Origin of the sequence: Microcoleus sp. Pol12B5 (assembly GCF_036701335.1) — a bacterium.
In the GTDB taxonomy this organism is placed as follows: Bacteria; Cyanobacteriota; Cyanobacteriia; order Cyanobacteriales; family Microcoleaceae; genus Microcoleus.
Genome location: NZ_JAUBQQ010000007.1, coordinates 105,474 through 125,870 on the forward strand (window position 1 = coordinate 105,474; position 20,397 = coordinate 125,870).

Annotated in this window: 13 protein-coding genes; 6 read left to right on the top strand and 7 right to left on the bottom strand. The window is 45.5% G+C overall.

What is annotated here, in order from left to right; genetic code table 11:
* Window positions 1-138: 138 nt before the first annotated feature.
* The 5 genes from QUA24_RS06400 to QUA24_RS06420 all read left to right on the top strand — a co-directional run bounded on the left by QUA24_RS06400 (window position 139) and on the right by QUA24_RS06420 (window position 5,866).
* The gene (locus QUA24_RS06400; protein ID WP_333228144.1) at window positions 139-1,407 is read left to right on the top strand and encodes a serpin family protein; all 1,269 of its coding nucleotides are present in this window, start codon (window positions 139-141) and stop codon (window positions 1,405-1,407) included.
* Window positions 1,408-1,538: 131 nt separating this feature from the next.
* Window positions 1,539-2,741 (top strand): glycoside hydrolase family 10 protein, encoded by a 1,203-nt coding sequence (locus QUA24_RS06405; RefSeq protein ID WP_333228145.1) that lies wholly within the window; start codon window positions 1,539-1,541, stop codon window positions 2,739-2,741.
* A 14-nt stretch (window positions 2,742-2,755) separates the two neighbouring features.
* Window positions 2,756-3,433, top strand: a complete 678-nt coding sequence (locus tag QUA24_RS06410; protein WP_333228147.1) for a TIGR02117 family protein — start codon at window positions 2,756-2,758, stop codon at window positions 3,431-3,433.
* A gap of 137 nt (window positions 3,434-3,570) precedes the next feature.
* Window positions 3,571-4,344, top strand: a complete 774-nt coding sequence (gene hisA / locus QUA24_RS06415) for a 1-(5-phosphoribosyl)-5-[(5-phosphoribosylamino)methylideneamino]imidazole-4-carboxamide isomerase (protein WP_333228149.1) — start codon at window positions 3,571-3,573, stop codon at window positions 4,342-4,344.
* 112 nt (window positions 4,345-4,456) lie between these two features.
* A complete protein-coding gene (locus tag QUA24_RS06420; protein ID WP_333228151.1) occupies window positions 4,457-5,866 on the top strand; it encodes a cation:proton antiporter in 1,410 nt (469 codons plus the stop codon).
* 102 nt (window positions 5,867-5,968) lie between these two features.
* On the opposite strand, the gene QUA24_RS06425 is transcribed toward QUA24_RS06420, so the two are convergent.
* The 5 genes from QUA24_RS06425 to QUA24_RS06445 all read right to left on the bottom strand — a co-directional run bounded on the left by QUA24_RS06425 (window position 5,969) and on the right by QUA24_RS06445 (window position 15,553).
* Window positions 5,969-6,976 (bottom strand): ADP-ribosylglycohydrolase family protein, encoded by a 1,008-nt coding sequence (locus tag QUA24_RS06425; protein ID WP_333228152.1) that lies wholly within the window; start codon window positions 6,974-6,976, stop codon window positions 5,969-5,971.
* Window positions 6,977-7,203: 227 nt separating this feature from the next.
* On the bottom strand, window positions 7,204-10,035 hold the full coding sequence (locus QUA24_RS06430; RefSeq protein WP_333228154.1) for a PAS domain S-box protein: 2,832 nt from the start codon (window positions 10,033-10,035) through the stop codon (window positions 7,204-7,206).
* A 41-nt stretch (window positions 10,036-10,076) separates the two neighbouring features.
* Window positions 10,077-11,078 (bottom strand): BMP family protein, encoded by a 1,002-nt coding sequence (locus tag QUA24_RS06435; protein WP_333228156.1) that lies wholly within the window; start codon window positions 11,076-11,078, stop codon window positions 10,077-10,079.
* A 207-nt stretch (window positions 11,079-11,285) separates the two neighbouring features.
* Entirely contained in the window at window positions 11,286-13,460 is a 2,175-nt protein-coding gene (locus QUA24_RS06440) for a glutamine synthetase III (protein WP_333228158.1), read from the bottom strand.
* Between the two features lie 818 nt (window positions 13,461-14,278).
* On the bottom strand, window positions 14,279-15,553 hold the full coding sequence (locus tag QUA24_RS06445) for an alpha/beta hydrolase (RefSeq protein ID WP_333228160.1): 1,275 nt from the start codon (window positions 15,551-15,553) through the stop codon (window positions 14,279-14,281).
* A gap of 426 nt (window positions 15,554-15,979) precedes the next feature.
* Between QUA24_RS06445 and QUA24_RS06450 the strand changes: the two genes are divergently transcribed.
* A complete protein-coding gene (locus tag QUA24_RS06450; protein WP_333228162.1) occupies window positions 15,980-17,758 on the top strand; it encodes an SWIM zinc finger family protein in 1,779 nt (592 codons plus the stop codon).
* 57 nt (window positions 17,759-17,815) lie between these two features.
* On the opposite strand, the gene QUA24_RS06455 is transcribed toward QUA24_RS06450, so the two are convergent.
* A complete protein-coding gene (locus QUA24_RS06455) occupies window positions 17,816-18,418 on the bottom strand; it encodes a 2OG-Fe(II) oxygenase (RefSeq protein ID WP_333228164.1) in 603 nt (200 codons plus the stop codon).
* Between the two features lie 118 nt (window positions 18,419-18,536).
* Window positions 18,537-20,141 (bottom strand): alkaline phosphatase D family protein, encoded by a 1,605-nt coding sequence (locus QUA24_RS06460; RefSeq protein ID WP_333228166.1) that lies wholly within the window; start codon window positions 20,139-20,141, stop codon window positions 18,537-18,539.
* Window positions 20,142-20,397: the final 256 nt, after the last annotated feature.

Here is a 20,397-nt window from a genome sequence, read left to right on the forward strand (position 1 = left end):
GGTAACTGTTTATAGCAAGGACTAAAGTCCTAACTATATTAAACTCTCAGAAACTTGAGTACTCAGTCGAGAGACTAAAAACAAAGAGGTAAAAATGTGAAACCACACCACCCAAAATATCAACCAAAGATAACAGTTATGTCTTGGAAAACCAGGCTGGCTACTGCAGCAATCATTACATTAGCAGTTTTCGCAGAATTAGCGCCGACGCTTAAATTTAACCCCATCAGCCTCGCAAATCCTAATCACTCAAAAGCTGCAGCCATGACACCCCCTAACAACCAGATCGATGTAGACGCCCGACTTGTTGCAGCTAATACCAAATTTGGTTTTAACTTGTTCAACACCCTCAGTAAACAACAGCCGAATAAAAATATCTTTATTTCCCCTACTTCTGTCGCCCTCGCACTGTCAATGGCATACAACGGAGTTAGCGGAGAAACCAAACAAGAAATGACAAAAGTTCTCGAATTAACGGGAATGACTCCGCAAGAAATCAACGCAGCAAATCAAGCTTTGCAAAATAGTTTTCAGAAAGTTGACCCCAATATCCAAGTATTAATTGCTAACTCGCTTTGGGCGCAACAAGGCTTCTCCTTAAAACCAGAATTTCTGCAAACAAATCAAAAATACTACAATGCTAATGTTACCGAATTAAATTTTATGAATCCGCAAGCTCTTAGCATCATTAACGACTGGGTGAGCCAAAAAACTCAAGGAAAAATAGATAAAATTGTCGATAAAATTAGCCCCGATGGAGTCTTGTTTTTGATTAACGCTATCTATTTCAAAGGCAACTGGAAAACCCCCTTTGATAAATCTCAAACTGCGAACAAAACTTTCTCTTTAATCGACGGCAGTTCCAAACAGCATCCGATGATGTCCCAGAAAGGCATTTATGGGTACTACGAAACAGACACATTTCAAGCAGTCAGTTTACCTTACGGAAAAGAAGGCGCTCTGGCTATGTATATTTTCTTGCCCAACTCCAATAGCAATTTGGCAATTTTCTTGCAGCAATTAACACCAGAAAACTGGAATGAATGGATGCAAGAATTTATAAATATAAATGGTACTATTGAAATACCCCGCTTCCAAATAGAGTATGAAGTTGAACTGGAAAACACACTCACAGCTTTGGGCATGGCAGGAATTTTTGATAGCTTAAAAGCCGATTTTTCTCGGATGACGACTGATAACGACGTAGCAGTAGATTCAGTAACACACAAAACATTTGTCGAAGTGAACGAAGAAGGTACAGAAGCAGCCGCAGTCACTTCCATCCAGTTAACCAGAGCTAGTAGATTGCCTTTTCAAATGAATGTAAACCGTCCATTCTTTTGTGCCATTCAAGACAATACTACAGGAACAATATTATTTATGGGTACCATCGTTGACCCCCAATAATATCAAAAAGAGTAGGTGCGTCAGGAAATGTTCGATCGCCTTTTAATAAAAAAACCCTAGCTGGCGCACCCTAACAAGCTAATTATACGGTAAAATATCAGTCTAAAAATAATCATATTTGCGACAAATTGATGATTAAATTGCACAAATGGCAGCGGATACTGGCTTTAATAGTTGTTTTTACGATCGCCCTTACCTCCTCCGCCATATTATCCCCCCGTCTCTTTGCTCAAACCCCGCCCAAAACCCCAACAACTGAATTGCGCGGCGTCTGGCTGACGAACATTGACAGCGACGTTATTTTCTCCCGCAACAACATCATTGACGCTGTAAATCGACTGGATCAACTCAATTTCAATACCATCTATCCCACAGTTTGGCAAGGAGGCTATACGCTTTATCCGAGTGCTGCCGCCCAACGAGTATTCGGACAGTCGATCGACCCATCGCCCGGATTGAAAGACCGAGACATCCTCAAAGAAATTATAGCACAATCCCGCCAAAAAGGTATAGCAGTAATCCCCTGGTTTGAGTTTGGTTTCATGGCTCCCGCCGAATCAGAATTAGCCACACTTCACCCCGACTGGCTGGCGCAGCGGCGCGACGGTTCAACTATTTGGAAAGAAGGCAAACACGAGCGAGTTTGGCTGAATCCCTTTCATCCCCAAGTGCAGCAATTTATCTTAGATTTAATCCTAGAAATTGTCGATAATTATGATATAGATGGCATTCAATTTGACGACCATTTCGCCTTACCCGTAGAATTTGGCTACGAGCCGTTAACAGTGTCAATGTATCAGGAACAAATCAAAAGCCCTCCCTCCGACGACGCCCGCGAAACCTTCTGGGTGCGCTGGCGCGCTGACAAAATCAACGACTTCGTGGGCCGAGTTTCCCGCGCCATCAAATCCCGCAAAGAAAAATGTATTGTCAGCTTATCTCCGAACCCTTTTCACTTTTCTTTACCCGCCCACTTGCAGGACTGGTTTACCTGGGAAAGACGTGGCTACATCGACGAAATTGTGTTGCAGATTTATCGCAGCGATATCAAGCGTTTTAGTGCCGAACTGGAACGGGAAGAAGTTAAACTAGCTAAACTTAACATTCCAACTGCGATCGGCATTTTGACAGGCCTTAAAAATAATTCCGTGCCCCTCAAACAAATTCAAGAACAAGTGCAAGAAGTGCGAAAAAGAGATTTCGCTGGCGTGTCGTTCTTTTTTTACGAAAGTTTGTCGAATTGGGCTAACGAAACCCCCGAACAGCGCAATTCGGCATTGCAAGAATTCTTTCCCACAAAAATGCAGCGCCCGCCATCCGAAGCCACAATTTGAAACCCACGGTTAAAATGAGAAAAAGCATACAGCGCTTAGGAATTGTCATCTTATCTTTAAGCGCTTTCCTAACAATTGGCTATTTCACTCCCAGAAAGTGGGGAAATTACTCGCAAGCAGATTGCACAATTTCTCTATACATTTCCAACCAAGGCATTCACACCGAAATCATCGTTCCAGTTAAAAATGAATATTTTGACTGGAATCAATTTTTACCGCTAAGAGAAATAGGGCGGGATGCCAATTATGATTATAAATATTTGTCTTTGGGCTGGGGAGATCGAGCTTTTATGCTCGAAACTCCCACATCAGGAAGTATTAACCCAGTTACAGCTTTCAAAGCCCTATTTCTCCTTACTCCGTCTACCCTACACGTTCAAAGTTATCGGGTTGTCCCCCAAAATATAGAAACCAAATGTGTTAAAATCAGTGGAAAGAACTATCTGATGCTGGTAAATTTTATTAAAAATTCATTCCAATTAGACGCAGCAGGTAAGAAAATGAAAATTAGCTACGGCTACGGTAACAGTGACAGTTTTTATGAAGCAAAAGGCAGTTACTATATTTTGAGAACTTGCAACGACTGGACAGCCGAAGCTTTGCAAAAAGCCGAGGTCAATACTCCTTTATGGTCAACGCTTTCTTCGGCGATTATCTTTCATCTTAATAGCGGTTGCGAAGGTCACAAATAAATGGTAGTAGGCAATCGTAAGACTCTCTTTACTTTAGGTTGTAAAATTTATAATGAATGATTATGTATGGGTGGGAATATTGCCTAAAGTTGCATTCTTTTTTTTAGCTGGTATAATTAGCAATTTGAGGAAAAATTATGAACGTAATTCCAGCGATCGACTTATTGGATGGAAAATGCGTCAGATTGTATCAGGGAGACTACGCGAAGTCTCAAACTTTTAACGACAACCCTGTCGAAGTCGCAAGACAGTGGGTAAATGAAGGCGCGACAATGCTGCATTTAGTAGACCTCGATGGCGCCAAAGCAGGTCATCCAGTCAACCAAGCCGCCATTGAGGCGATCGTCCGATCAGTAGACGTTCCCTGTCAAGTAGGTGGTGGAATGCGCGATCGCACTTCTGTTGCTGCTATCCTCAATTTAGGCGTCCGGCGCGTCATTCTCGGCACTGTCGCCGTCGAACAACCGCAATTAGTCGGCGAATTGTGCACCGAATTTCCCGATCAAATTCTGGTTGGAATCGATGCCAGAAATGGTAAAGTTGCCACTAGAGGCTGGCTAGAAACTTCGGAAGTTTTAGCAACTGAATTGGCGCAAAAAATGGCCGAGTTAGGGGCGGCTGAAATTATTTACACCGACATTCACCGCGACGGTACTATGGAAGGGCCGAATTTGGAATCTCTGCGCGAAATTGCTAACGCTATTTCGATTCCGGTGATTGCTTCCGGTGGCGTTAGTTCGATCGCCGATTTGTTGAGTTTGCTGGCTTTAGAACCAATTGGTGTCAAAAGTGCGATCGTCGGTAGGGCAATTTATACCGGCGATATCTTGCTAAAAGAAGCAATTCAAGCAGTCGGACAAGGGCGCTGGCAGGATGTACCGCCAGATTTGGGTTCTTCGAGTTTTGCTTGATAATCATGTCGAGTTAACTGGCTACCCAATATCTAACAGTTATCCATTTTCCCACTCACAATCAACAGTCAACAGTCACCGTAGAATCGTCTTTCTTACCATCATCGTAACCATGTTTTTGAACCATACAATTACAGCTTTAAGTCCTGGGATGGCATCCCTAGTTGCTCCCATACCTTTGTTAGCAACAGTCGAGGCAGAAAATTCGCCGATCGTCCTCAGCGGAGTTTTGCTCACTTTGGTAGTAATTTATATCGCCAGTAAATTAGGCGCGGAAGCAGCTAAAAAGTTCGATTTGCCGCCGGTTTTGGGTGAACTTGTAGCAGGGGTAATTGTTGGCGTATCTGCTTTACATCTGGTCATTTTTCCCGAAGCAGGGCTGTCAGCCTCAGACTCAGGGATTATGACAGTTGTGCAATCGATTAATCATCTGTCTCCTGCCGCCCTCACCAGTGTGTTTGAATCGCAGAGTGAAGTCATTTCAGTGCTAGCGGAATTGGGCGTAATTATTCTGCTGTTTGAAATTGGCTTAGAGTCGGATATCAGACAACTCAAGGAAGTGGGGGTTCAAGCGGTCGTTGTCGCTTGTGTGGGCGTGGCAGTTCCCTTTGCTGCCGGTACTGCGGGTTTGATGATCATTTTCCACACGGCGGCAATTCCGGCGATTTTTGCGGGGGCTGCTTTGACAGCAACCAGCATCGGAATTACCTCCAAAGTTTTGTCGGAATTAGGACAACTCAAATCTAAAGAAGGTCAAATCATTGTTGGTGCAGCGGTGATTGATGATGTGCTAGGAATTATTGTCCTAGCTGTTGTCGCCAGTTTAGCGAAAACCGGTGAAATTGATGTTGTTAATGTCATCTATTTGATTGTCAGTGCAACTGCTTTTCTGTTGGGTTCGATTCTATTGGGCGGCATCTTCAACAAAAGCTTCACTGCGGTCGTGGAGAAACTCAAAACTCGCGGCAATATAGTCATCCCGGCATTTATCTTTGCTTTCTTCATGGCTTTTCTGGGCAACGCAATTCATCTCGAAGCAATTTTGGGTGCGTTTGCGGCTGGTTTGGTGTTGGATGAAAGCGATGCCCGCAACGAGTTGGATGAACTGGTGAAACCCATCGCGGATTTCCTGGTTCCCATCTTTTTTGTGACGGTGGGAGCTCGGGCGGATTTGGGGGTTTTGAATCCAACAGTGCCGGATAATCGGGCTGGTCTTTTGATTGCCGTATTTTTGATTGTGGTTGCGATTTTTGGCAAGCTGGTGACTGGTTGGGTGGTGTTTGGTCTGCCGGGAATCAATCGATTGGCGATCGGAGTGGGGATGATTCCTCGGGGCGAAGTCGGCTTAGTGTTTGCCGGCATCGGTTCGGCGAGTGGGGTTTTGGATAAACCGTTAGAAGTCTCGATTATTATCATGGTGATTCTAACAACATTTTTGGCTCCGCCTTTTCTGCGGGTTGCCTTTGGGGATACGGTAGAGCCTCCTGCTAGTGGCGAACCTTCTAGCGAGCAAATCGTTTGATTGAAGGAATTTGACTCTGGGGCGATCGACAGACTTAGAAACAAATGTCGATCGTCCAAATTTATTTAGCCCTAATCATAAGTCCTAAGTTGTTAGAAGCGGCTACAACTTGACTTTCAACTGATAACAATTGTCAGCGAGTTTAATCAGTTCGCCCAGACGCCAGCTACCCTGATCGTTCAAACATTCCGCTAGTTGATTCGGGATGGCTTCTAAGCCCAGAAATGCCCCGCTGATGGCACAAGCCATTGCTGCGGTGGTATCCACATCGCCACCGACGGCGATGCTAGTGCAGAGAGTTTCCCAGTAATCTTGAGGTGTTCTCAAAAACGCATATAAACTCCACAAGACGCTACCGACTACAAAAGGGGAAATTCCTTGCCAAGAGCGATCGTAGTTTAACGGGAGTCCAGCTCTAGAAATCCACTCTACGGCTGACTCTGGAGGCAATTTAACCCAATCAATCAAATCTTTGAGCAAACCAGCAAACGAAGGATCAACTTCTGCTACCCATTCGCTCAGTTGACCGAGAAATGGCTCAGTTTCAATCATCATCTCAGATTGAAGGGCGATCGCCACAGCCCCGGCGATCGCCACAGCACCGGCAGAACACCGCGAATCTTGATGGGTGATGCGCCCTTGATCGCAAGCAGCTTGTACAAGCTGGGACGGGCGATCGTAGAATATTAAGCCGATCGGTCCTGCCCTCATAGCACTGCCATTACCAGCATTGGGAGCAGGAGTACCAGCTTCTTGCCAAGCAACGCCCCGTATCAGGCGGTTTGCAGCTTCTTCTGTCGATCGACCCCGCCCGACAATGCGCTCTTGAGCGAAAATGTCAGCAATACGGGTGGCGTAGTCGCTGGGGTCGAATTCGCCACAAGCGACGTAGCTTTGGAGGAGTTCGCGGGCGAGTTGGGAGTCGTCGGTGTATTGACCAAAAGGAAAGCCGAAGCGATCGCGATCTTTGATTTTTTTGAGTCTAACTTCGTAGCTGACAAAGTTTTGGCAAACTTCCGGCGGATAGCCTTCTACTCTACAGCCTATAGCGTCGCCGAGACACTGACCGATCAGACAACCTCTAAATTGTTCGAGACGCGGTACTGTCATTTATCTAGCTTTAAGTAGGTCGATCTAATCTTATGTTAAATCCCCGACTTTTTAAAACCTGCTGTGGAGAGTCAGAGCGCCCGCTGCTAGCATTAACTACTTGTATACCCCATTTTTTTCTTGAATTTAAGCTGACCACTTTTCTTTTATTTAAACAAATAATTCAGATACGATATAACAGTTTAAAACCTACTTAATAAATGCTATATAGAAAAATGTGATCGCAGTTATTTACCAACAATTGCTACAGCACCGCTTTGCAAAACAGGAATTTCAATTCGGAACTCTGCTCCTTGATCGGGTTGAGAGAAGCACTGGAGTAAGCCACCGTGCTTATCAACTACAATTTGATAGCTGATAGATAGCCCTAATCCAGTTCCTTTACCAATTGGTTGGGTGGTGAAGAAGGGATTGAACACCTGTTGTCTAACAGTTTCCGTCATCCCCGGTCCATTGTCTTGAACTTGAATCACCACGTTTTTAGAATAACCGCGCTGAGCTTCGTTTGTGATGAGCTTAGTCCGAATAGTGATGCAACTGGGATTCTTTTGAATGTCTTTTAGAGAACGCTGATTGTCGTAGTTTTCTAAAGCATCGATCGCATTTGCCAGAATATTCATAAAGACTTGGTTCAACTGTCCGGCATAGCACTCTACTAGCGGTAAGTCGCCGTACTCCTTGACAATTTCAATAGCAGGATGATCCGGTTTTGCCTTCAGTCGATTTTGCAAAATCATCAATGTGCTGTCAATTCCCTCGTGGATATCAACAGGCTTCATGTCTGCCTCATCCAGCCGTGAGAAGTTTCTTAGAGACAGGACAATTTGACGAATGCGATCGGCTCCTACCTTCATTGAAGTCAGCATTTTGGGCAAATCTTCACTAATGTAGTCCAGCTCGAACTCTTCAATTTTTTCCTGAATTTGGGTATTAGTTGGATAGGTTTGCTGGTAAAGCTGAATCAACTTTAGTAAATTTTGCGTGTAGTCGGCAGTATGGCTTAGGTTTCCATAGATAAAGTTGACTGGATTATTAATTTCGTGAGCAACACCAGCCACCAGTTGCCCCAAACCTGACATTTTCTCTGCCTGAAGGAGTTGTGCCTGAGTTTGCTGTAAGGTTTTGAGTGCAACCTCAGCTTCCTCTTTTGCTTGCCTTAACGCAGCTTCGGCTTGCTTGCGTTCAGTAATATCCAGTGTCAAGGATGCAACCCCAACAATCTTTCCAGCATCCCCTACTAAAGGCGTATTGAACCATTCGCAAATAATGGTTTTGCCGTCTCTGGTAATATTTTCGTTGACACTGTAGATTCCTCCAACCTGACTCAACAACTCGTTCATAACTTGATCGACTACCTTTCTGGCAGACGCAGGTACAATTAATTCTGCGGCATGGTGTCCGATCGCCTCTGTAGGCGTGTAACCAAAAATCTGCTCGGCCGCTGGATTCCAAGCAGTGACTTTAAAGTTTAAATCCCATTCCACAACTGCCAGTGCACTTTGGCGGAATAGAAAAGATAGTCGCTGTTCCGACGCTTTGAGTTCTTGTTCTGCCTGTTTCCGTTGAGTAATGTCAATCCCTGTTTTGATGATGTACTCAATTTCACCTTGATCATCGACTAAAGCAGTATCTGACCAGGCAATGAGTCTAAGTTGTTGATCTTTGCTCACCCAACTGCCTTCATACTGCTGGGGAAAATTACCAGATTGTAAAGACTCAAAAGCAGTTTTGGCTTGTCCAGCTAAGTCTGAGTTCGGGAACAAGTCCCAAATGTAGCGCCCTTTCACTTCACTAAACGAGTAATGAGTCATTTGTTCGCAAGCTCGGTTAAAGCGAACGATTTGTCCCTGCGGGTCGAGCACAACTACCAGGGCACCTGCAATTTCAAGAATGGCTGAAACAAAATTGCGTTCCACTTCAACTGCTGTAATCAGTTCCTCTAACTGGGTTGCCATATTGTTAAAGGCGATCGCCAATGTCCCCAATTCGTTTTGGCTGTGGATGTTGACCCGCGTCTCTAATTCCCCCGCACTGAGTTCAGTAGCTGCCGTGGTTAAGCGTTGTAGCGGCACGACAATTTGCCGAATAAATAGAAAGCCAATGCCAACAGCAACGATCGTCACCACCGCCAATGAGCCTCTCATAACTGAGAGCATTTGGTAAACAGGAGCATACGCCTCAGCCGTTGGCAGTTCTACAACCACATTCCAATTCACGCTCCGAACTAAGGCACTGGCTCCCAATACTTCTACCAGCTTTAAACCCTGATAAACGTTAAGGCGCTTAGTATCTTCGGATGCTTTCAAAAATTGAAAGAAGGGGCGCTTAGAAATATCTTGAAGTTGAAACGTTTCTGGCTTACTACCCTGTTGAGCAATGAGAAAATTACGCTCATCAACTACATAGACATAACCCGTCTTGCCCACCTCCGTTTGGGAAACAATAAACCAGAGAAAGTTGAGATTTAATTGTGCTAATAGTACCCCATCCACCTCATCTCGATCATTCCGAATCGGAACCGCCAGAATGGTGGTTGATTGGTGAGTTGTAGGATTAATTTCTACAGGACTGACATAATCTTCCTGTTGTTTAAAAGCACGAATAAACAGTGGCGAATTAGCTGGATTTTCTAATTTAAGCGGTTTATAGGGTGAAACTGATGCAACAACTTGTCCCTTCCGGTTCAATATGGCAACGGCTTCATAAGCATCATTATGACGAATCAACCCTTCCAACAGGCTCTGCTGCGCTTGAGGTTGAAAGTTGGTGAGTCCTTTGACCCTAGCTAAATAGCTCAGTTTTCGTTTCAAGTCATCTAGATAATTATCAATCTGCCCTCCTGCTGTCTGACTACGCGCTTGTTGGAGCGATCGCGATTGCTGGATCTGCGCCTGAAAGCTGAGGTAAATCAGCAAGCCACCTGTGGGCAGTAAGCTCAGAAGAACCAAAAATATCAAACCATACCGGAGCTGATTTGCAATAGAAAAGAAGCGTTGCCAGATATGTGAAGAGGAGCTTTTGGCAATCGGCAGAGCGCGATCGTTGCGTTGATTTTTCATCGGACTTAGGATCAATATTGGTAAATCAATTAATCGGCGCACTAAGGAGAAACATCAATTTGGCCAGTCGTCACAGCTTCTCGGATGGTCTTGAAAGTGTCCTCTTCCTGAGACGTGAGACTACCACGGAAAGGGGCAAAGTCGTAGATTTTTTCCTTGATCCCAAACTTGTAAAGTTTTCCTTCCCAGCGACCTTGCTGAGTTAACACTGCCACATTTAGCACCAGATTGGGAATGTCCTGCAGAACGCTAGTTAGGACTTTGCCGGGAGCCAGTTCGTACTGATCCTTGGCCCAACCAATCACAAGGACTCCTGGCTTTTGCGTAACGGCTTTTAGCGCGGCTAACCCTGCCTGATCCGCGTTGATTGCCAAAACATCTACTCCAGAGGCAACCATATCCGTTGCGACTTTGATGGCTTTGTCCGTATCAATCCAACTGTTGAGAAAAGCTGTCGAGGCTTGAACAGAGGGATTCGTTGCCTTCACTCCCCGCCTAAACAAGGCTTCTTCTTCTTTGTAAACCGGATAAGGTGCACCCACAATATAGCCAACTTTATTGCTTTTGGTCTTCATGGCAGCCAAAGCGCCTGTGAGGTACCCCACCTCACCCGATCGAAAGGCAACAGCCCCCAAATTTTGGTTATTCCCTGGATACGTTGTAACCATGGCAAATTTCGTTCGCGGAAATTCTTGAGCGACCTTTTCGGCAGCTTTGACATAGGCACCACTGCATGCAATTACTAGGTCATAGCCTGACTGGGAATATTTGCGAAGGGTAGCTTCACCCTCTTCATTGTCAAGGCCAGTAAAGTCTACCTGAGCATTAAATTTATCTTTGATTAGGTTTAACCCTTCAAAGCAGGCTTGAGCCCAACTGTTCTTGTCTTTGGAGCCTGTGACGACCAACGCCACTCTAAAGCTGCTAGAGGTACTTGCTTCAGGGGAAGAGTTTACGTTCGGAGTCGATCGACTGCAACTGATGGCAAAAAATAGAGCTAGAGCCACCAGAGTCATTTGTTTCAAGAAAGATTGAATTCGCATAATAGCTTTTCGCAGCAATATTACTTTTTCTACGCCGATAAATTTGTTGCACCGTATCTCAACAATCTTAACAACTCTTACTGTAGCTGGGATTTAATGAATCTGGCCGATTCAGCGTACCACTCATCTAACCTCAAAAACAAGTAAGGACACGGCACTGCCGTGTCCTTACAACTCTAACCTGCAATTAATCGAATTTGTTTGCTCTTACTTAACAAACAGCATTTCTTGATAAGTAGGCAGCGGCCACAAATCATCAGCCACTTCACCTTCCAGAGCATCCGCATACTTGCGAACCTCATCCATCAAAGGACGAATTGTTTGCGAAGCATATTGCATATGATCTTCTGTCGAAGCAAAATCGTGCTTGCTCAAAGCAGCACTCAATTTGCTGGCAGTATCCATCATTGACTTAACCAGCACCGCTACTTTTTCGGCACTTTCCTTTTCCAGTTCAATCCCAATCTCTTTCAATTTAGAAATCGTTCCAGAAACTTCAGCTAAATACCTCAAAGCTGCGGGGTAAATAATGGTTTTGGCCATGCTTATTACCAGCTTTGCTTCGACTTCAATTGCCAGCAAATACTGCTCAGCATAAACATCGTAACGGCTTTCCAATTCAACTGGAGTCAGAACACCTGTCTTTTCAAACAAGTCTTCAATGTATCCTTCCTTCAAGACGGGTAAAGCATCTGCCGTAGTCCGCAAGTTAGCTAAACCCCGTTCCTCAACGGCCATTTTGTGCCATTCTTCGGAATAGCCGTCGCCACCAAATACAACAGCACCGTGCTCGTCCATCACTTCTTTGAGAATGGTTTGGATGGCAGCATTCAGTTCAGTTCCGTTAGCCAAATCGCTTTCTAATTTGTTAGCAATCCAGTCCAAAGAATCTGCAAGAATTGTATTCATCGCCACCAGCGGCCCGGAAACAGACTGACCGGAACCTACTGCCCGGAATTCAAATCGGTTTCCAGTAAAGGCAAAGGGCGAAGTCCGGTTTCTGTCTCCAGCATCCTTCATGAAAGTAGGCAGTGTTTCTACACCTAAGTTCATAATTCCCCGACCTTTAGAGTCCTTAACTTCTCCTCGGCTAATTTGCCCGAAGATATCTTCTAATTGCGAACCCAAATAGACAGAGATAATTGCTGGTGGAGCCTCATTTGCACCCAATCGGTGGTCGTTGCTGGCAGTAGCAACTACCGCGCGCAATAGCGGCCCGTATTTGTGAACTCCGCGAATCACAGCGCCGCAGAAAACTAGAAATTGTATGTTCGAGTGCGGTGTATCGCCGGGGTCTAATAAGTTTCCTTGGGTGGCATTGCCGACCGACCAGTTGACGTGTTTGCCAGAACCGTTAATGCCGGCGAAAGGCTTCTCGTGCAGCAAACACATAAAACCGTGTTTCTTCGCAGTGTTGCGGAGAATTGTCATGGTTAATTGTTGGTGGTCGCTGGCGACGTTTGCAGCTTCAAAAACTGGTGCAATTTCAAACTGACCGGGAGCTACTTCGTTGTGGCGGGTTTTGGCAGGAATTCCCAGCCGGTACATTCTTTCTTCTACTTCCTGCATGAAGACTTGAACGCGCTCTGGAATCGCTCCAAAATAGTGGTCGTCAAATTGCTGACCTTTGGCAGGAGGTTTGCCAAACAGGGTGCGACCTGCTAGCAGTAAATCGGGGCGGTTGTTGGTGAAATTGGCATCTACCAGGAAGTATTCTTGTTCAGAACCGCAACTGGAATTTACCGGAGCAACTTCGGTATTGCCTAATAGCTTTAACACTCGATTTGCTGCTTTGTTCATGGCGGCAATCGAACGCAACAGCGGCGTTTTCTTGTCTAAGGCTTCACCTGTCCAGGAGATGAAAACAGTGGGAATGCACAATGTCATGCCGTTGTCTGTTTCCATGACATAAGCAGGGCTGGTGACATCCCAGGCTGTATATCCGCGAGCGGCGGCGGTGGAACGGATGCCGCCGTTGGGGAATGAGGAGCCATCGGGTTCGCCTTGTACGAGAACTTTGCCTGCAAATTCTGAGATGACGGAGCCGTCGCCTTGCACTGAGATGAAACCGTCGTGCTTTTCGGCGGTACCGTTTGTTAGCGGGTAGAATACGTGGGCGTAGTAGAGGGCTCCTTTGGAAATAGCCCAATCTTTCATTGCTACTGCAACTACATCAGCTACGGAAGCATCGAGTTTTTGGCCGGTTTGAACGGTGTTTTTTACTGATTTGAAAATGCTTTTGGGCAGACTTTCTTGCATCTTGCTCAGAGTAAAAACGTCTGTTGCCCACATATCTTCGAGCCGCTTTGGAGGCCGACTAGGCATCAGTTTGCGGTTGACGATTTGAGAAATTGCTTGAACGCGCGATTCGTTTCCACTCATGGTTATTTTTATTGGTATTGCGGGACGAGTAGTTGAAAAAAAATAGATGTTAGCAAAAGTCTAACGATTGACGAATATCCTGGATTTACCCAAGATTTTTTGTCAAAGCTAACTTTTGGGAGAATGCCCTTTTTGGCAGGCTCGAAAAGATTGGAGGAGCGAGGCGCCATGACTTCGCCGTCCATCGGGTGTGACAATCCAGTGTGAGATGCGGTTGGATTGCGGTTATTAACAAGAAGATAGATGGCAAGAGCCTGTACAAACTTGAGTCAACATTATAGATGTCTGCACTGCACAAATTTATTAACTAATCTTCACCCTGGTCAGCTCAAAAATTTTGTGCGAATCAATTCCGATGAATTCAGGTCAAAACTACTTATGGTTTTTAACGGTTCGACGATCGATAAATCGCAGTCCAGCAAACAACGCACTCGTTTAGGAGTTTTGGAGAATTATGGAGAGTACACAATCTACACTTGGAGAGTTTAAACAATCATTAACCAAATAAATGTATTGTAGGCTACAGAATTTTATGTTTTTTTCAGAAAGGTCGATCGCGCCGATCGCACACAACCGCAGGATTTCAGTTTAACAGGACGCGGGGCGCTGAAACTGAGGGCGATCGTACTAGCATAGGGCATAGGGCATAGGCCATGGGGCATACCTCACCACGCTTGAGAACCGCTACATAATAAAGTCTTGCAACTCTTTTAAAATTTGGTGCGAGAATTTGCCGTAGAAATCTTTACGAGATTTGGGAACTTATTAAACTGTTATAGCCGCAGTTTATTGAGCATAAAGGAGTAAGTTGATAATTTTTAGTTAACTCGTTGGTAATCGGAAGACTTCAGAGAATGAGCCAAAAATCGTTCTGTGTAGTACAAAGCTAATTGATTGCTCGGGCCATTAAAAACTGCATCAAAGGCGTGTTCAGCCCAAGGAATTTCGAGCAAAATAGCCCGTGAAGCGAAGCTATCCCGTAGGGAATCGCCCGTGGCTCGCAATCGTTGGTAGAGCGATCGACCAAACTTAACCTGAACGATATGGTCGCGACCTGGATAGACCAGTAGAGAAGGGGGAAGATTCGGTTTAATATAATTGATGGGAGAAGCCCGACGGTAAAGCTCGTTAAGTTCGTCTGGCGTTCCTCCCAGAAAGGCACGCAAGACGGCTCGAACATTTATGGCATCAGGAAAAGGTGGGTCATTGTATCCCCGAATCAGGTCATTTGGCCCGTAATAGTTGACCACTGCTCGAACTGGAAGCACACTAGAATCATAAGCAGTTAGCATTGCTAAATGGGCACCTGCAGACCTTCCCATCAAAGCAATTCGATCGAGATCGATTTCCCAATCATCAGCATGAGTTTTGATATAAGAAAGAGCGCCTTGTACGTCCTCAAGCTGAGCAGGAAATCGATATTTGGGAGCGTGGCGGTAATCAATTGCAACCACACAATAGCCTTGGGCGGCCATGTAGCGGCTGAATTCCTCATTGGAATCGGCATTGCCTCTCTGCCAAGCTCCGCCGTAGAGTGTGATAATCGCCGGATATTTGCCAATTTGCATCGGCCGATAAAGGTTTAGTTGCAGTGAAACTCCGTCAGGGTTGGCAAATCCAATAGCCCGATCGATCCTAACCTCTCTGAGGGGAATTCCTCGGAACGCATCTGCGAGGATAAACGGTTGAGGGCGTAGCTGCGCGCGATCGGCTTGAGGAACGGCTGCTAAATAGTTTTCCCCTAGAACAGCTTGCATTTGGGTAGCTATCGCTGCATTGGCTGCTGGGAACTGAATCAGGGGAAGCAGGCCCAGGATTAGGGCGAACAGGTTACAAATTGACAAAATAATGTAGACTTTGCCTTGATGCCGTCTGACCAGGTTCAGCAAAAGGGCGATCGTATTGATACCGACCAACCAAGGACTGATTTCTGGTGCTCCCACCGCCAAAGGGTACAGGAACATCGTGGGTGCTGGTATGATGACCCAGAGACTGAGAAATAGGGCGATCGCACTCAGGAACCAAGAAATAAATGGCGAGACTAAGAATGCTGCTAATAAAGGTAACTTTTTGCGGTTCTTCTTGTGGATCATCGGATTTTCGCAGCCTAATTTTTAATCAGTTTAAATTAATCTGGTGGTTTTTATTGGTGAGGCGATCGACTCTGGCTTTTTACCAAACCAGCAGCTTCATTGACTCCGACATCCTGCGTCGATCGAAAATGCTTTGTATCGTTGTATTTTCATCTTTGGGGTTGTTCGCTGTTTGTGGGAATCTTAAGCTGAGTTTGTCCCGCTAAACTAGCTGTATGGGCTGTTACTCATCAAAAGTTTGGCTATTATTCCGATTTTGGTAGTTAGAGAGAGACAGCACTTAGGCACGGGTGTGGAGAAACCGGGTTTTTTTACATATTTTTGAAATTTATGGAAACCTCAAATCGGAACGCAATTAAATTGTAGAGCAAGTGTATTTATCAGGTAAAATCGAGTCTAATCCTTTAACTGCTGAGGCATAGTCTCATGCCCATTCCCAAACTCACTGAAACAACGATCGAGCTTCACACCTCTGCCCAATCCCTCAAGCGGGGTGAAGCTTACTATTTAGCTGGCAATGTTACTAGGGCAGTCCGGCGTGGCAATATGGTGCAAGCAGTAGTGGAGGGTTCCGAAGTAGAACCCTACCGTGTTACCCTGCCCTTTGATGATGCCGGATTAGCCTCTACATTATTCTGCACTTGTCCTTACGATAACGGTGGGTGGTGTAAACACATTGTTGCGACGTTGTTATTGTGTCTGCGGCAACCAGAAATAATTGAGCAGGGCCCGACACTGGAACAATTGCTCGATCGCCTTAACGATGTACAAACCCAGCAATTAATACAGCATTTAGTAAAAAAAGAACCATCACTCATTGATGCGATCGAACAATACATTAACTTAAGTGCTATTCCTGCACCTTCAAACCAACCTACCAAAGCACCGCGCCACACCTCCATCGATCCTGCTCCTTTTCGATATCAAGTACGACGAATTTTGCGAGAGGCTGTGAGGTATTTGGAGGATGGATGGGAGGAAGACCCGATTACAGAAGAACTTTTAGATGTAATTCAGCGAGCCCAGGAATTCAGCGAACAGGGGGATGGCAACAACGCCTTAGTAATTTTAGAAGCCATCACCACAGCCTGCGTTGAAGATTGGAATGATGTAGAAGAGTTTGGCGCTGACAATTCTGAGATAACTAAGGCTTTGAATGAAGCTTGGACAGAAGCCATTTTGACGGCTCAACTAACTGCTGAAGAAGAGATCGATCTCCAGGTGATGTTAGAAGCTTGGCAAGATGAATGGGATTGTGATTTCAGTATGAGCTTGGAAGCTTTACGCCAAGGTTGGGACGATCCCCTACTCCAACAGGTACTTGAAGGAAACATTGCTGGGCAAGGAGTTTGGGCTGGTGACGCACCAAACTGTGCTCACGACTTAGCATTGATTCGCTTGCAAATCCTCGATCGCCAAGAACGCGATCGCGAATACTTATACTTAGCCCAAGCAGAAGGTTGTACTCAACAATACTTGACGATGTTAACTCGTTTGGGGAGAGTAGAAGAAGCAGTGGAAGCTGCTGCTACCCAGATGCAATCAGCGGAAGATGCTTTTGCTCTCGTTCAAACTTTAAAACAACAGGGAGCCTTAGAACAAGCTCTGAAAATTTGCCAAGCTGGGTTAAATTTGTCAGGTCGTTGCCATTACGAACTGGCAACATCGATGAGTGAGTTGGCTGTTGAGTTGGGCGAAGACGAACTTGCGTTAAATGCTAGAATCCAGATATTTAAAATCAAACCGTCTTTTAGGGATTATAGTTTAGTGAAGGAGTTAGCAAGAGATAGTTGGTCAACTTTGAAAGCAGATTTGTTAGCAACTCTGAAAAGTAAGGAAAGTTGGAATTTTACTGACGCGAAGGTTGATATTTTTCTGGATGAGGGAATGATTGAAGATGCGATCGCCCTTGCTGATGGCTTGGGTTATTACCACTCAGCACTGATTCACCGAGTAATGGGGGCTGCTATCAGCCACAGCCCCGATTGGGTAATCGCCAATGCTTGTCAGCGTGCTGCATCGATTATGGATCAAGGGAAATCAAGCGAGTACAATCTGGCGATTAAGTGGTTGGAAAAAGCCCGCGCTGCCTATTTACAAACTGGGCAAAATCTTCAGTGGTCTGCTTATCGTTCTCAACTGATGCAAGTACACAGCCGGAAGCGGAAGTTGATGGAAATGCTCAAAAGTCCCGATTTAGATTGAGCCTTAAGTTTACCATAAACCCAAGTGAAAGCGACCCAACCCAGGATCGAATAAACCTTACTTAATTTTTGCTTTTACGGCCCTAGATTCCACTGTGAATCCTGGAATATCTTGCAGTTCTGTTTCGCTCAAACTGTACTGTTCGCAAACCAAACTCAAACGAGTTCCGGTAGTTTTAACAGCGTTGACTGAGTGAGTCAAATCTCCTTGAAAATAGATCAGCGAGTTGGCTTGCGGCTTAATCTGCCCGACTTGCTGTTTGTTGCGCCGCAGTATCAACTCTCCCCCTTGCAAGTTCGGCGGCACTTGCACGTACAAAACGCTGACGGCTGCGGGAGGTTCAACTGTTTTGCAGTACGATCGCAAAGATCGATCGATATGCGGATCGACGCGGGAACCTTCACCCAGCAACAGGGGGTTGAGGTAAAAAGCATTGCATTCAGGCTGTAATGCTTGGTCTAGATAGGGTTTGAACAAGGGGAACCGCCGTTCTACTTCGGCGATTTCCGCACGTTGAAATACCACGGAAAACCCTTTTGTGCCAATGAAATCGCGGTTGAGGTTGTTGATTGCTAGATAAGGGGAGGCTAGAATTGCTCCTCGCAAGTCGTTGAGGTAGTCGATCGAGAAAGCGTTAGGATGTTGGCTATAGTATTTCAAGGCACTCAAAAATCATCAAAGTTTAAGGTAACAGCAGATAGAAATGCAGCAATCGCTCAGACTTGGGATTGGGATTGCTTCGTTCTGGGCAATGATCTAATAATGTTTAGAAGCTGTTTTAAACCTCCGGCGGCAAGTCCACGCTATAGAGAATTTTGCCTTCAAGATTGTGCAGCGCCACAGTCATCACCTGACTATCGCCATTAATTTTAACCGTACCAAAGAACTGAAAACCTTTTGTAGGAGGTAGATTTTCTACTTCTGGCGGCGACAAGCTTTGGAACTTAACAAGGGGACCAAAAGTATTGTCAAGCTTATTTGGTCCGTAAGTTCCAGCGTGAAGCGGCCCGGCAACAAACTCCCAAAACGGTTTAAAATCAGTGAATTGAGCTTGACCTGGGTCGTAGTAGTGCGCGGCAGCATAATGCACGTCAGCGGTTAGCCAAACGACATTTTGGATATTGTTTTGCTGGATAAAGCGCAACAATTGGGCAAGTTCGAGTTCGCGTCCTAATGCAGGACCATCTCCATTGGCGAGGTTCTCAAAGTTGCCGCTGTTTTTGCCATCTTCAATCACCAATCCGACTGGCATATCGCTAGCAATTACTTTCCACCTTGCCTTTGAATTCTGCAATTTGTTCTTTAACCAACTAACTTGGGCATTACCCAAAAACGCTGTTTCTTCACTTGCTGCTGTCTGACGGTTGGTAGTGTTTAGTCCTCGGTAGCTACGCATATCGAGCATAAAAATTTCCAGGGAAGAACCGTAATTGAACGAACGGTAAATCCGTTCTGGGTCGTTGGCATCGAAGCGCATCGGCGTATACTCCATAAATGCTTGCTTGCCTCGCGCTGCCAGTAAAGAACTGCTTTTGACTTTGTAGCGGTCATCACTCATTAGCATCTCGCCGGGATACCAGTTGTTTGTAGTTTCGTGGTCATCCCACTGAACTAGCTGAGGTACTTCGGCGTTGAAGCGCCGGATGTTATTGTCTAGCAGGTTGTAGATGTAATTTCCGCGAAACTCTGTTAAGGTTTCAGCTACTTTTGACTTTTCTTCTGTTGTGATGTTTTTCCAGATGCTACCGTCGTCAAGTTTTACCTCAGATTTAATCGGACTATCTGCATAGATGTAATCGCCAGAATGGATGAAGAAGTCTGGCTTAAGCTGTCTGATAGTTTCATAGATTTTCATGCCGCCCCATTCTGAATTGATACCCCAACCCTGTCCGGCGGTGTCTCCCGACCAGGCAAAAAAGATGTCGCGCTTGCTGTTTGGAGGTGTGCGGAAACTCCCCGTAACGGGGACGCTGTAGATGTTTGGATCGGCTAAATTCTGGAAGCTGACTCGGTAGAATATTTGCCGGTCGGCTGGTAGGTCAATCAGGTTAATACGCGCCGTGTAATCGCTAGTTTCCAACGCTGCAGGTCCGATGATGCGCTGCACGTTGCGGAACGAGTCGGCGGTGTCATATTCGACTATCATCCGGGAGGAGCGATCGCACCGACTCCAAATCACCGCACTGTTGCCGGTAATATCACCGCTAGCAACACCGTATGGAATGCTGGGGCGCATCCGATCCGAGGTGATAATTGCCGGTGCAGAAGATTGTGCTAACCCAGATTTCGAGCGCAGGTTTGCGGCAACAATACCGCTACCTGCAATTGCCGAACCGAGTAGAAAATGGCGGCGGCTGAGTTGGTCTTGTTTTTTACGTTTCATGGCTACCCTCATGTTTAAAAATACCGAGACTGTACTTGGGCTAATTTGTGATGTACGCAACAATCAGCCAATTCACCGCTGTTCCTGAGACGCCCCGAACTCTGAGGAGGAAAACAACTCCCACAGACAAAGGCAGGTTTTCTATCAAGTTTTAGTGTACCCCAAATAAAGGTAGTAGGCGATCGATGAAAAAGCAACCATCTCGACCACTAAAGCACAATATTAACCATGTGTATTCGCTTTTTCCTCTGCTAGT